This window comes from Pseudomonas sp. PL-6, from assembly GCF_054110165.1.
Genome location: NZ_CM134189.1, coordinates 2,677,168 through 2,691,187, shown reverse-complemented (window position 1 = coordinate 2,691,187; position 14,020 = coordinate 2,677,168). Strand labels below are relative to the sequence as shown.

The 14,020-nt window shown below is 65.1% G+C and carries 12 protein-coding genes; 9 read left to right on the top strand and 3 right to left on the bottom strand.

Going from position 1 to position 14,020, the window contains the following annotated elements:
- Positions 1 to 3 precede the first annotated feature (3 nt).
- From ACW9UL_RS11425 to ACW9UL_RS11405, 5 genes are all read left to right on the top strand, one after another.
- Entirely contained in the window at positions 4 to 426 is a 423-nt protein-coding gene (locus ACW9UL_RS11425) for a DUF6160 family protein (protein WP_021445806.1), read from the top strand.
- A gap of 85 nt (positions 427 to 511) precedes the next feature.
- Complete coding sequence (locus ACW9UL_RS11420) at positions 512 to 1,273, top strand: C39 family peptidase (protein ID WP_021445807.1); 762 nt, start codon at positions 512 to 514, stop codon at positions 1,271 to 1,273.
- 38 nt (positions 1,274 to 1,311) lie between these two features.
- A complete protein-coding gene (locus ACW9UL_RS11415; protein ID WP_397498487.1) occupies positions 1,312 to 2,316 on the top strand; it encodes a transporter in 1,005 nt (334 codons plus the stop codon).
- Between the two features lie 18 nt (positions 2,317 to 2,334).
- On the top strand, positions 2,335 to 3,924 hold the full coding sequence (locus tag ACW9UL_RS11410; protein WP_457787068.1) for an outer membrane protein transport protein: 1,590 nt from the start codon (positions 2,335 to 2,337) through the stop codon (positions 3,922 to 3,924).
- 4 nt (positions 3,925 to 3,928) lie between these two features.
- Complete coding sequence (locus tag ACW9UL_RS11405) at positions 3,929 to 5,080, top strand: MalM family protein (RefSeq protein ID WP_457787067.1); 1,152 nt, start codon at positions 3,929 to 3,931, stop codon at positions 5,078 to 5,080.
- Between the two features lie 81 nt (positions 5,081 to 5,161).
- On the opposite strand, the gene ACW9UL_RS11400 is transcribed toward ACW9UL_RS11405, so the two are convergent.
- From ACW9UL_RS11400 to rloA, 3 genes are read right to left on the bottom strand one after another with little or no spacing between them, the layout of a single operon-like run.
- Positions 5,162 to 6,145, bottom strand: a complete 984-nt coding sequence (locus ACW9UL_RS11400; RefSeq protein ID WP_457787066.1) for an alpha-L-glutamate ligase-like protein — start codon at positions 6,143 to 6,145, stop codon at positions 5,162 to 5,164.
- A gap of 4 nt (positions 6,146 to 6,149) precedes the next feature.
- Complete coding sequence (gene rloB, locus ACW9UL_RS11395) at positions 6,150 to 7,676, bottom strand: osmotic stress tolerance membrane protein RloB (protein WP_457787065.1); 1,527 nt, start codon at positions 7,674 to 7,676, stop codon at positions 6,150 to 6,152.
- A gap of 6 nt (positions 7,677 to 7,682) precedes the next feature.
- A complete protein-coding gene (gene rloA, locus ACW9UL_RS11390) occupies positions 7,683 to 8,219 on the bottom strand; it encodes a retropepsin-like aspartic peptidase RloA (RefSeq protein WP_397484903.1) in 537 nt (178 codons plus the stop codon).
- A gap of 300 nt (positions 8,220 to 8,519) precedes the next feature.
- Between rloA and ACW9UL_RS11385 the strand changes: the two genes are divergently transcribed.
- From ACW9UL_RS11385 to acnD, 4 genes are read left to right on the top strand one after another with little or no spacing between them, the layout of a single operon-like run.
- The gene (locus ACW9UL_RS11385; protein WP_457787064.1) at positions 8,520 to 9,242 is read left to right on the top strand and encodes a GntR family transcriptional regulator; all 723 of its coding nucleotides are present in this window, start codon (positions 8,520 to 8,522) and stop codon (positions 9,240 to 9,242) included.
- Complete coding sequence (prpB, locus tag ACW9UL_RS11380) at positions 9,239 to 10,123, top strand: methylisocitrate lyase (RefSeq protein ID WP_457787063.1); 885 nt, start codon at positions 9,239 to 9,241, stop codon at positions 10,121 to 10,123. The genes ACW9UL_RS11385 and prpB overlap by 4 nt, the downstream gene beginning before the upstream one ends.
- Positions 10,124 to 10,155: 32 nt before the next feature.
- Positions 10,156 to 11,310, top strand: coding sequence for a bifunctional 2-methylcitrate synthase/citrate synthase (gene prpC / locus ACW9UL_RS11375; protein WP_457787062.1), 1,155 nt, complete (start codon positions 10,156 to 10,158; stop codon positions 11,308 to 11,310).
- Positions 11,310 to 13,919: a Fe/S-dependent 2-methylisocitrate dehydratase AcnD gene (gene acnD, locus ACW9UL_RS11370; RefSeq protein WP_457787061.1), complete on the top strand. Its 2,610-nt coding sequence runs from the start codon at positions 11,310 to 11,312 to the stop codon at positions 13,917 to 13,919. The genes prpC and acnD overlap by 1 nt, the downstream gene beginning before the upstream one ends.
- The last annotated feature ends 101 nt before the right edge of the window (positions 13,920 to 14,020 follow it).

The following is a 14,020-nucleotide window of genomic DNA, read 5'->3' as shown; positions in this document are numbered from 1 at the left end:
ACAATGATGACCCTGAAAAAACTCGCTCTTGCCGCCGCCATCATGGCCGTTCCGTTCATGGCTCAGGCCGACCTGAAGGCGCTGGACGACGCCGATCTGGCCGGTGTGACCGGTCAGGCCGGGATCAGCATCGCCGGTAACTTCGACGCCACCATCGGCTCCATCGTCTACACCGACACCGAAGCCGGCGTCACCGACGGCAGCAACAGCCTGACCCTGGAAACCGTCACCCTGTCCGGCTTCAACATCGACGAAAGCAACCCGCTGACCATCGACGTGGTCGACAGCAAGCTGGAAATCGGCCTGCCGGGCATCAACGGCGGTGTGTCGGTGGCCGCGGTGAAGATCGGAGCCAACAGCATCGGCGGTCTGGCCATCAACGGCCTGGACATGGCCGGCTCCACCGTCAAGGTCTGGGGTCATTGATCCTCGTTTGACCCGATCCACAGGAGCCCTGTCGCCAGGCGCGGCGGGGCTTCCTGCTTCGTTGTACGCAGTCGCGGATTGACCAATGATCGAGATTCTCGTGGGCAGCCTGATCGGTTTGTACGGTTTTACCGAGGCGGTCGACACCAAGCCGCAACCTGCCGGAGTCGTGAATATCAGCCAGCCGCTGGTGCCCAATGGCCCGTTGCGCGAGTCGGTGGTGCTGGAGCCGATGAGCCAGCTGCAGTTTCGCAACGTGATCCGCCAGGCCTACGACTACAGCTGCGGTTCCGCGGCGCTGACCACCCTGCTCGACTACTACCTGGGGCGCAATCTGGAAGAGCGTCAGGTGATGGAAGGGCTGCTGCATTTCGGCGAGGCGGAGAAGATCGTCGAGCGTCGCGGCTTTTCGCTGCTCGACATGAAGCGCTTCGTCACCGCGCTGGGCTACAAGAGCGGCGGCTTTCGCGCCGACTTCGCCGACCTCGAGCAGCTCGAGCACCCGGCCATCGTGCCGATCGAGTATGCCGGCTTCAAGCATTTCGTGGTGGTGCGCGACGTCTACAACGAGCACGTCTTCGTCGCCGATCCGGCGCTGGGCAATATCAGCTTCACCCGCGTGCGCTTCGAGCAGATCTGGGACCAGAACGTACTGTTCGTGATCTTTCCCAGCGGCAACGAGCCGGCCAATGCCATGGCCCTGACCGACCGCGATCTGCGCATCATCGACGACCGCACCATCAGTCTGCTGGCCTTCCGCGAGTTTCCGCAGATGGCCAAGTTCACCGCCAATCAGGCCGATCAGCTGGGATCGGGGGGCGACATTCAATACATTCGCCGCAAGTGATTCACCCGGCATAACAATAACGACCTGGGGATAGCGTCATGGGAGTTTGGGGGTACGCAGGGCTGGCCGCGCTGGCGCTGGCCATGGCGCAGCCGGCCTGCGCCGAAGAGGCGACGGTCGAGGAGGCGCGTGAGGCGCTGACCAAGAAGGAAGACGACGCCGACAGCGCCAAGGCGCTGGAAGAGGTGTTCCAGGCCGCCGAGAAGAGCTACACCCTGCTCAAGAAGGGCGAACGCACCCTGACCTACGGCTTCGACTACTCGCTGCTGCGCGATACCCAGATCCAGACCGTGCGCACCGGCAGCAACGTGTTCAGCGTGATCGGCCAGAGCGAGGCGCAGCACACCTTCACCAACTCCTTCACCTTCGACTACGGGGTGTGGGACAACCTGACCTTCAGCATGCGCGTGCCGTTCCTGGCCAAGTACGACACCGAGCGCGACCTCAGCACCTACAGCCTCGGCGACGTCTCCGCCAGCCTGCGCTGGCAGCCCTGGTCGTCGGCGCGCGGGCGGCCGGTCACCACGCTGTTCGCCACCCTCGGCCTGCCCACCGGCGACAGCCCTTACGACGTCAGCCTGGACAACGGCCTGTCCAGCGGCAACGGCTATTACAGCCTGGGCGTCGGCGCCAACCTGTCCTACGTGATCGACCCGGTCGTGCTGTTCGGCTCGCTGGGTTACACCTACAACCTGCCGATCCGCGACGCCGACCAGGTGCGCGCCGGCCGCCTGCTGGAAGAGGTCGACCCGGGCTCGAGCCTGTCGCTGAGCATGGGCTTCGCCTACGCGCTGTCCTACGACGTGTCGCTGGCCACCTCGTTCCAGATGGCGCACAACCTGGCGCCGAAGTTCAAGTTCAGCGACGCCAGCTTCGAAGGCAGCGAGCAGACCAGCGCGGTGATGAACTTCTCCCTCGGCCTGCGCACCTCGCCGAACCATATCGTCAACGTCAACGCCGGCTTCGGCATGACCGAAGATTCGCCCGATGTCCTGCTCGGCGTCTCCATGCCCCTGGACATCAAGGGCCTCAAGGCCGAATAAGCAGCGAGCGAAGCCGATATGACCCATCTTGCGACGCTGCAGGCCGTGCTGCTGGTCGGCCTGAGCGCGGGCTGCGCCCTGCAGGCCCAGGCCCAGCTGGCCAATAACCTGACCATCGGCAATCCCAAGGCCATGGCCATGGGCAACGCGGTGACCGCCGATTCCACCGGCATCGACGCCGTGCACTACAACCCGGCCGCGCTGAGCAAGCTCAAGGGCCGGCAGACCACGGTCAAGCTGCTCAGCGGGGTGATGGACATCCGCGCCGAATTCGAGGCCAAGGAAGACTACGGCTTCATGGGCTTCGACGACGACCCGTTCAAGAACTCCAGCAGCCGCACCCTGACGCCGACCATGTACCTGCCCGGCGTCGGCGGCATGACCGAGCTGCCGGTGCTGGTGGCTCCGCTGGCGGGGCTGTCGATCAACCCGCCGGGCTCGAAGTTCACCTTCGCCACCAACGTCTACGCGCCGATGGCGCTGGGCTACTCGCGCGATTCGGACAGCGACCCGGGGCGCTTCCAGGGGCGCCAGGTATCGCTGCAGCGCATCACCTACTTCTCCCCCTCGCTGGCCTATCAGGTCAACGATGGACTCTCCGTGGGGCTGTCCGTGGGCTTCTCGCACCAGGCCGTGGCGCTCAACCAGGATTTTCGCAACCCCGGCATGCTCACCGGCCTGACCCGCATCCTCAACGAGGCGCTGTGCCTGCCCGGTCTGGAGGAGATCCTCGGGCCCTTCATCAACGTCTGTAGCGGCAAGATCGGCCCCTTCGACTCGCTGGCCAACCTCGATCTGGACCTGCAGCAGAGCCTGTCGCCGACCTACAACCTGGGCATCCTCTGGGAGCCCACCGACTGGTTCGCCTGGGGCGCCACCTACCAGAGCGAGGCGCGGATGAACCTGCAGGGCAAGTACCGCATCGACTACACGGACGACTGGGCCGGGTTCTGGTCGGGGCTGCAGGGCTCGCTGTTCGGCCAGGTGCTCAGCCCGCTGTTTCCCTACGGCGCCGACGAGGAGAGCGGCAATGCCTCGCTCAAGCTGACCTACCCGGATGCCTTCAGCACCGGCATCAAGCTGCGCCCGCTGGACAAGTGGCAGTTCAACCTCGACCTGCGCTGGGTCGGTTACAGCGACTGGAACAACTTCGAGATCGAGTTCGACCGCGAACTGGACCTGCTGCGCATCGCCAAGACCTTCGGCGGCGGCAACGCCACCGATCGCAGCATCATCCTCGACCGCGGCTACCGCGACACCTGGAGCTGGGGCGTGGGCGTGCAGTACGAGGTCAACGACCGCCTGGCCTTGCGCGCCGGTTACGAATACCGCCCCTCGGCCATCCCCAAGGACAAGGCCGACGTGCTGGCGCCGGTGGGCGACGGCGATCTCTACGGCCTGGGCCTGGGCTACCGCTGGGACAAGGACAGCAGCATCGACATCGGTTTCAACTACTTCGTCTCCAAGCAGAACATTCCCGCCGGCAGCAGCTGTAACCTCAGCTGCGAGGGCCTGGACAACCTGGTCTACAACCCCTATGCCGGGCTCAATGTCGAAACCACGGTCAAGGCCTATATCTTCTCCATGACCTACACCTCGAGGTTCTGAGGCGATGCGCAGTCTGCTGTTCGTCCTGATGCTGCTGCCGCTGATGCATGCCGCTGCCAGCAGCCGCTACCTGACTTGGGTCGACGACCTCGGCCGGGTGCACAACACCTTCGTCGATACCCGCTTTGCCGAGCAGCAGCGCCTGGCCCAGCGCCGCGCGCAGCAGAGCGATCAGGCCCGCCTCGGCGACGGCGGCGCCTGGCCGGGCAGTGCGCCGAGCACCGGCGAGAGCAAGCGCCGCTATTTCACCTGGGTCGACGGTAGCGGCCAGCTGCAGAACAGTTTCTATGCCGGCGAGCAGGTCGCCGGCTTGGCCCGCCGCGACCGCCTGCTGGCCAGCGGCGAGCGGGCAGGGGACTACATCGATTCGGCGGTCCTGGAGGGGCGCGGCTTCGTTCGCGACGGCGACGACAGCCCCTATTACACTTGGGTCGACGAGCAGGGGCGGATGCACAACTCGCCGGTCGCCGCCGGCCAGCGAGGTGCCCGTGGCAGCGGACAAAGCGCGTCGGTGCGCTACAGCGAGGGCCGGCAGATCGAGTTCGAGCGCGGCCAGCCGGCCCTGCCGCTGCTCGACGGCCAGCCGACCGCGGCCATGCAGGCGCTGCTGGCCGGCAGCCAGAGCCGAGGCGACGGCCTCTACGGCGAATTGCTGACACGCTGCTGCGGCCAGCTGCGCGACAGCGATTTCACCGCGCTGTCCGCCGACGAGCCGCGCTACGAGGAGCTCGACCGCTTCTCGCCCAGCTTCGAGTTCCCCATGGGCCGCAGCTACTACGCGGCGCTGAAGCTGCCGGCATCGCGCCAGACCTACGGCCTGCGCGTGCGCAGTTTCGCCAATCGCCAGGTGGTCTACCCCTCGTTGCTGTTTCTCGACGAGGCCAAGCGGCCGACGCGCCTGGTCAGCGACGCGGTGTACCAGCTGCACCCGGAAACCTGGTATCGCTACGCCTTTATCGAAGGCACGGTGCAGGTGCGCGCCGAGCGCGGCGAGCGCTACGTGCTGCTGCTTACCACCGACGAGGATCGCAGCCTGCAGACCCTCGACAACAAGCCGTTCAAGCGTCCGCTGCAGGAGCTGGCGACCGATGCGGCGGGCATGCAGCGTCATGCCCATGCCGACGAGGGGGCCTTCGAACTGGCGATCGTGCGGTAGGTTGGGTTGAGGCGAGTAGCGCCGACCTACAAATGAAAGGGCCCGGTCATTTGACCGGGCCCTTTCATCGTCTCGGCGCCGTCAGGCGTTCTGCTGGACGTGGCCGAACAGCTGCTGGGAGAAGCGCATGCGTTCCTCCGGGCTTTCCTGGATGCCTTTCTTCTTCAGCTCTTCCAGGCGTGCCTCGACGGCGTGGGCGCGGTGGGTCAGGCCGCAGTCGTTGGCGATCTGGATGTTCAGGCCGGGGCGGGCGTTGAGCTCGAGGATCAGCGGGCCCTTGTCCTGGTCCAGCACCATGTCCACGCCGATGTAGCCCAGGCCGCACAGCTCGTAGCAGCCGGCGGCCAGCTTCATGAAGCCGTCCCAGTTCGGCAGTTGCACGCCGTCCACCGCGTTGGTGGTGTCCGGGTGCTTGCTGATCTTGTTGTTCAGCCAGGTGCCGCGCAGGGTCACGCCGGTGGCCAGGTCGACGCCGACGCCGATGGCGCCCTGGTGCAGGTTGGCCTTGCCGTTGGACTGACGGGTCGGCAGGCGCAGCATGGCCATCACCGGATAACCCATGAGCACGATGATGCGGATGTCCGGCACGCCTTCGTAGCTGATGCTCTTGAAGATGGTGTCCGGGGTCACCCGGTACTCGATCAGCGCGCGGTCGCGGTGGCCGCCCAGCGAGTACAGGCCGGAAAGGATGTTGGAGATCTGCTGCTCCAGCTCCTCGTGGCTGACGATCTTGCCGGACACCGTCTTGAAGCGCTCCTCGAAGCGGTCGGCGATCACCAGGATGCCGTCGCCGCCGGCGCCTTGCGCCGGCTTGATGACGAAGTCGGTGCGCCCGGCGATGATCTCGTCGAGCTTGTCGATGCCTTTCTCGGTGTCGATGATGCCGTACAGCTCGGGCACGTCGATGCCGGCCTCGATGGCCCGCTCCTTGGTGATGATCTTGTCGTCGACTATGGGGTAGAGGTGCCGTTTGTTGTACTTCAGCACGTAGTCCGCATTGCGTCGGTTGATGCCCATGATGCCCTTGGCTTCAAGGGCCTTCCACGTCTTGATCAGGCCGAACATGGCGTTAGTCCTTGAGGAAGGCTTTGAAGCGGAACAGTTCGGTCAGGCGGTAGCCGCGGTAACGACCCATCGCCAGCATGAAGCCCACCAGGATCATCAGCACCGCCGGGAAGGTGAACACGAAGTACACCAGCTCCGGCACGCTCATCAGCAGGTGCGCCAGGGTGGCGGCGACCAGGGTGCCGATGGCGACCTTGAAGGCATGGCTGCCGCCGCGCTCTTCCCAGGTGATCGACAGACGCTCGATGGTCATAGTCAGAATCACCATGGGGAACAGCGCCACCGACAGACCGCGCTCCAGGCCCAGCTTGTGGCTGAACAGGCTGATGGCGGCGATCAGCACCACGACGAAGGTCAGCACCACCGACAGGCGCGGCAGCATCTGCAGCTTGAGGTGTTCCAGGTAGGAACGCAGCGACAGGCCGAGCGCGGTGATCACGGTGAACAGGAAGATGCCGAAGCCCAGCTGGGTCTCGCGGAAGGCCAGGGCGATCAGCACCGGGGTGAAGGTGCCGAGGGTCTGCAGGCCGCCGAGGTTGCGCAGGATCAGGATCACCAGCACGCCGATGGGGATGACGATCATGATCTGGAAGGTCTGCTGGGTCGACAGCGGCAGGCCGTACAGCGAGTACTCGAGGAAGTCGGCGTCGGTGGTTTCGTCGGTCAGCTTGGCCAGGCGAATGGCGTTCATCTCGCTGTTGTTCAGGCTGAAGCTGACTTGCGCCTGCTTGCCGCCCTCCAGGCTGACCAGGTCGCCATCGCCGATCCACCACACCAGGCGGTCGGCCGGCAGACCCTGTTCGCCGCTTTCCGGGTTGAAGTACAGCCACTTCTCGCCGTTGAAGCTGCGCAGCCAGAGTTCCGGCGACTGGCTGGTCTCGGCCTGCAGGCGAATGGTGTGCACGCGCTCCATCGGCACGTGGGCGATGGACAGCAGCAGGTCGATCACCTTGGCCTTGTTGGCCGTGGAGGCGTCGCCGCCGAGCAGCAGCTTGACGTTGTCGTCATTGGCGTTGTTGACCCGCTTGATGGTCTCGCTGATGAAGGTTTCGACGTCGGCCGAGTGCTGGCGGATGGGCGCGAGCAGGGCGTCGGCGGCGATCTTTTCCGGGCCTTCGACCGCGATGCTGTCGCGGAATATCGGCCCCTTGGCCGGCGTCTGTTCGCCGCTGTAGCGCTTGGTCAGCACCAGGCGGTAGTAGAGGGTCTGCTTGCCGCTGGCGCGACGGGCCGACCAGGTGACGCGGCGGTTGCCGTCGGCACGGTTGACGCTGACGCCATAGTTGTTGGAGATGAAGCTCTCGTTGAGGCTGACGTAGTCCTGGTTCAGCGGCGGCACGTACATCTGCAGCTTGACCGGCTCGCGCGGGCTGGCCTGGAACTCGACCTTGGCGTCGATGTTCCACAGGTCGTCGGTCTCGTCTTCGGTCACCGGAATGCCGAGGATGAAAATTTGGTATGCCGTAATCAGAACGCCCAGGGCCACCAACAAGGTGATCAGGACTTTCAGATGCAGGTTCAGAGAGCGCATGGGGAGTTACTCGCCAGGGGTTGCGTCAGAGTCGCAGCCGGGTTTGCCGGCGGCGTATTTAAGGCTTGGATCGACCAGGGCTTCGAAGTGCTTGAGCGCTTCGGAGCCGATCAGCAGCGGGTATTGGAATGCACTACGGTCGGTCAAGTTCACTTCGATGGTGCGCAGGGCCTGACCCATGCACAGCTGCAGCTCGATCACCGGGCGCGCCGTGTAGGTCTTGCCTTCTTCCGGGTCGTAGTCGCCGGCGCGGCGCTTGATCTTGCTGATCCGCGCCAGCGGGCGTTCGATGGTCTGTTCCTGGCCGCCGTCGATGGCCAGGACGAAACGCACCCAGGTCTCGCCGTCGCGCTTGAAGCGTTTGATGTCGCGGGCGCTGAGCGAGGCGGTCTTGGCGCCGGTATCGAGTTTGGCGGCGACTTCCAGATCGAAGTCGAGCACGCGGGTGTATTCGTTGAGGCCATAGACGGTTTTGCCCACCGCGAGACTCGGGCAGGACAGGGCCAGCAGGCAAAGCAACAAGGCGAAGGGCTTGAGTGTCATAAGTCCTTGAAGGGAATGTTGCCAGGGGCGTGTGGGCGACTGGCGGCGGATAACCGGCGCGTTTGCTTGCCAGGAGTCTAGCAGGCATGGCCGGGCGCAAGGCCCGGTCTGAGCGGGCGCCATTCTAGCATGGGGTTTTTCCGTGCTGACAGACGCTTATGTAGCTTTCTGCAAGTAAGGTCGGCGGTTGGCTGGCGGAGTGGCCTGCTGCAGATTGTCGACAATGACTAATTTTTCTTTGACAGGAACCAGTCATAAGCTTATTTTTTTCGCCATTGCTTAGTCATGGTGTCGACAATCATGTTGATCGATTCAACGCTCGCCGCTGCGCCCCAGGCCGATTCGGAGACGCTCTCCGAACACGTCTTTCGCCTGATCCAGGCCGCCATCGTCAAAGGCGAGATCGCCCCCGGCAGCAAGATCTCCGAGCCCGAGCTGGCGCGCACCTACGGCATCAGTCGCGGGCCGCTGCGCGAAGCGATCCACCGTCTGGAAGGGCAGAAGCTGCTGGTGCGCGTGCCCCATGTCGGCGCGCGAGTGGTGTCGCTGTCGCACGCCGAGCTGATCGAACTGTACGAGATCCGCGAATCCCTGGAAGGCATGGCCTGTCGCCTGGCCGCCGAGCGCATGAGCCAGGGCGAGATCGACGAGCTGCGCCGGGTGCTGGACACCCACGAACGCGACGAGGCCTTTCAGGCCGGCCGGGGTTACTACCAGCAGGAAGGCGATTTCGATTTCCACTACCGGATCATCCAGGGCAGCGGCAACGAGACCCTGGCCAAGATGCTCTGCGGCGAGCTGTATCAGCTGGTGCGCATGTATCGCCTGCAGTTCTCCTCGGTGCCGAACCGGCCGCGCCAGGCGTTCGCCGAACACCACCGCATTCTCGATGCCATCGCCGAGCGTGACGGCGAGCTGGCCGAACTCCTGATGCGCCGCCATATCGGCGCCTCCAAACGCAATATCGAGCGCCATTATCTGGATGCTCAGTCCAAGACAGCCAAGAAACGAGGTGAGTCATGAGTCAGCCTTCCCCCGGCCAGCGTTTTCGCCAGGCCCTCGCCATCGAGACGCCGTTGCAGGTGATCGGCGCAATCAACGCCAACCATGCGCTGCTGGCCAAGCGCGCCGGTTTTCGCGCCCTTTACCTGTCCGGTGGCGGCGTCGCAGCCGGCTCCCTGGGCCTGCCGGATCTGGGCATCAACACCCTCGATGACGTGCTCACCGACGTGCGCCGCATCACCGACGTGTGCGACCTGCCGCTGCTGGTGGATATCGACACCGGCTTCGGCCCTTCGGCCTTCAATATCGAGCGCACCATCAAGAGCCTGATCAAGGCCGGCGCCGCCGCCGCGCATATCGAGGACCAGGTCGGCGCCAAGCGCTGCGGCCACCGTCCGGGCAAGGAAATCGTCTCCTGCGAGGAAATGGTCGACCGCGTGCGCGCCGCCGCCGACGCCAAGACCGACCCGGATTTCTTCCTGATCGCCCGTACCGACGCGATCCAGGCCGAGGGCGTCGATGCCGCCATCGAGCGCTGCCAGGCCTACGTCGAGGCCGGCGCCGACGGCATTTTCGCCGAGGCCGCCTATGACCTGCCGACCTACAAGCGCTTCGTCGAGGCACTGAACGTCCCGGTGCTGGCCAACATCACCGAATTCGGCGCCACCCCGCTGTTTTCCCGCGACGAGCTGGCTTCGGTCGGCGTGGCCATCCAGCTCTACCCGCTGTCGGCCTTCCGTGCCGCCAACAAGGCGGCAGAAGCGGTCTACACCTCGATCCGCCAGAACGGCCACCAGAAGGACGTGATCGAGCTGATGCAGACCCGCGCCGAACTCTATGACCGCATCGGCTACCACGCCTTCGAGCAGAAGCTCGACGCGCTGTTCGCCGCGAAAAAATAACAATGCATCAACCGGATTCGAGGAGATAAGAGATGAGCGCCGAAACCACTGCCGGCTTCAAACCGAAGAAATCGGTCGCCCTGAGCGGCACCGCCGCCGGCAACACCGCCCTGTGCACCGTCGGCCGCACCGGCAACGACCTGCACTACCGCGGCTATGACGTGCTCGACTTCGCCAACCGCTGCGAGTTCGAGGAAATCGCTCACCTGCTGGTGCATGGCAAGCTGCCCAATGTCGCCGAACTGGCCGGCTACAAGGCCAAGCTCAAGGCCCTGCGCGGCCTGCCGGCCGGCGTCAAGGCCGCCCTGGAGACCCTGCCGCCGTCCGCCCACCCGATGGACGTGATGCGCACCGCGGTGTCCGTGCTCGGCTGCCTGCAGCCGGAGAAGGACGACCACAACCACCCGGGCGCGCGCGATATCGCCGACAAGCTGATGGCGTCCCTCGGGTCCGCATTGCTGTACTGGTACCACTACAGCCACAACGGCAAGCGCATCGAGGTGGAAACCGACGACGACTCCATCGGCGGCCACTTCCTCCACCTGCTGCACGGCGAAAAGCCTCGTGATTCCTGGGTGCGCGCCATGCACACCTCGCTCAACCTGTACGCCGAGCACGAATTCAACGCCTCGACCTTCACCTCGCGGGTGATCGCCGGCACCGGCTCCGACATGTTCAGCTGCATCGCCGGCGCCATCGGCGCGCTGCGCGGGCCCAAGCACGGCGGCGCCAACGAGGTGGCCTTCGAGATCCAGAAGCGCTACGACAACCCGACTGATGCCGAGGCCGATATCCGCGCCCGCGTCGAGCGCAAGGAAGTGGTGATCGGCTTCGGTCACCCGGTCTACACCGTCAGCGACCCGCGCAACAAGGTGATCAAGGAAGTGGCCCGCGAGCTGTCGGTGGAGCAGGGCAACACCAAGATGTTCGACATCGCCGAGCGCCTGGAAAGCGTGATGTGGGAAATCAAGAAGATGTTCCCCAACCTCGACTGGTTCAGCGCCGTGAGCTACCACATGATGGGCGTGCCCACCGCCATGTTCACCCCGCTGTTCGTCATCGCCCGCACCGCCGGCTGGTCCGCGCACGTCATCGAGCAGCGCATCGACGGCAAGATCATCCGCCCGAGCGCCAACTACACGGGCCCCGAAGACCTGAAGTTCGTGCCGCTCAAGGAGCGCAAGTGATGAACACTCAATACCGTAAAAGCCTGCCCGGCACCGCGCTGGATTACTTCGACGCCCGCGAGGCGGTCGAGGCGATCCAGGTCGGTGCCTGGGACAAGCTCCCCTACACCTCGCGCGTGCTCGCCGAGCAGCTGGTGCGCCGCTGCGATCCGCAGGAACTGACCGCCGCGCTGGAGCAGCTGGTCCATCGCAAGCGCGACCTGGATTTTCCCTGGTACCCGGCGCGGGTGGTCTGCCACGACATCCTCGGCCAGACCGCACTGGTCGACCTGGCCGGCCTGCGCGACGCCATCGCCGAGCAGGGCGGCGATCCGTCCAAGGTCAATCCGGTGGTGCCGACCCAGTTGATCGTCGACCATTCGCTGGCCGTCGAGGCGCCGGGCTTCGACCCGGATGCCTTCGAGAAGAATCGCGCCATCGAGGACCGGCGCAACGAGGACCGCTTCCACTTTATCGACTGGACCAAGACCGCGTTCAAGAACGTCGACGTGATCCCGGCCGGCAACGGCATCATGCACCAGATCAACCTGGAGAAGATGAGCCCGGTGATCCAGGCGCGCGGCGGCGTGGCCTTCCCCGACACCTGCGTCGGCACCGACTCGCACACCCCGCACGTCGACGCCCTGGGCGTGATCGCCATCGGCGTCGGCGGCCTGGAGGCCGAGACGGTGATGCTCGGCCATCCGTCGATGATGCGTCTGCCCGACATCGTCGGCGTCGAGCTGACCGGCAAGCGCCAGCCCGGCATCACCGCCACCGACATCGTCCTGGCCATCACCGAGTTCCTGCGCAAGGAGCGCGTGGTCGGTGCCTGGGTCGAGTTCTTCGGCGAGGGCGCCGACAGCCTGACCATCGGCGACCGCGCCACCATCTCCAACATGTGCCCGGAATACGGCGCCACCGCCTCGATGTTCTATATCGACGGCCAGACCATCGACTACCTCAAGCTCACCGGCCGCGAGCCGGAGCAGGTGGCACTGGTGGAGAACTACGCCAAGACCCTCGGCCTGTGGAGCGATGCGCTGAAGACCGCCGAGTACGAGCGTGTGCTGCGCTTTGACCTGGGCAGCGTGGTGCGCAACATGGCTGGCCCGAGCAACCCGCATCGCCGCCTGCCCACTTCGGCGCTGGCCGAGCGCGGCATTGCCGACGAGACCAAGCTGCAAGCCGGCAAGGGCGAAGAGGCCCAGGGCCTGATGCCTGACGGCGCGGTGATCATCGCCGCCATCACCAGCTGCACCAACACCTCCAACCCGCGCAACGTCATCGCCGCCGGTCTGGTGGCGAAGAAGGCCAACGCCCTGGGCCTGGTGCGCAAGCCCTGGGTCAAGACTTCATTCGCACCGGGTTCGAAAGTCGCCAAGCTGTACCTGGAGGAGGCCGGCCTGCTGCCGGAACTGGAGAAACTCGGTTTCGGCATCGTCGCCTACGCCTGCACCACCTGCAACGGTATGTCCGGCGCGCTGGAGCCAAAGATCCAGAAGGAAATCATCGATCGCGACCTGTACGCCACCGCCGTGCTCTCGGGTAACCGCAACTTCGACGGCCGTATCCACCCCTATGCCAAGCAGGCCTTCCTCGCCTCGCCGCCGCTGGTGGTGGCCTATGCGATCGCCGGTACCGTGCGCTTCGATATCGAGCAGGATGCGCTGGGCACCGATGCCCAGGGGAATCCCATCACCCTCAAGGACCTGTGGCCGAGCGACGAGGAGATCGACGCCATAGTCGCGGCGAGCGTGAAGCCCGAGCAGTTCAAGCAGATCTATATCCCGATGTTCGACCTCGGGACGGTGAAGGAAGCCGACAGCCCGCTGTACGACTGGCGGCCGATGTCCACCTATATCCGCCGCCCGCCGTACTGGGAAGGCGCGCTGGCCGGAGAGCGCACGCTCAAGGGCATGCGTCCGCTGGCGATCCTGCCGGATAACATCACCACCGACCACCTGTCGCCGTCCAACGCCATCCTGGCGGACTCGGCGGCCGGCGAGTACCTGGCGAAGATGGGCCTGCCGGAGGAGGACTTCAACTCCTACGCCACCCACCGGGGCGACCACCTGACCGCGCAGCGCGCCACCTTCGCCAACCCGCAGCTGGTCAACGAAATGGCCGTGGTCGATGGGCAGGTGAAGAGGGGCTCGCTGGCCCGCGTCGAGCCGGAAGGCAAGGTGATGCGCATGTGGGAGGCCATCGAAACCTACATGAACCGCAAGCAGAACCTGATCATCGTCGCCGGCGCCGACTACGGCCAGGGTTCGTCCCGCGACTGGGCGGCCAAGGGCGTGCGCCTGGCGGGTGTGGAGGTGATAGTCGCCGAAGGTTTCGAGCGCATCCACCGCACCAACCTGGTGGGCATGGGCGTGCTGCCGGTGGAGTTCAAGCCGGGCACCACCCGCCTGACCCTGGGTCTGGATGGCACCGAGACCTTTGATGTCGAGGGCGAGATTTCGCCGCGCTGCGACCTGACCCTGGTGGTCAATCGCCGCAACGGCGAGGTGGTCAAGGTGCCGGTGACCTGCCGCCTGGACACCGCTGCCGACGTCAGTGTGTACAAGGCCGGTGGCGTGCTGCAGCGCTTCGCCAAGGACTTCCTCGAAGGCGCGGTCGCCTGATTTCGTAGAGTGGATGGCGCTTTTTCCATCCACCGTGGCTGGTTCCACGGTGGATCGGTGAGGCGTGATCCACCCTAGGATTCATTTATCTTCCAGCCAGG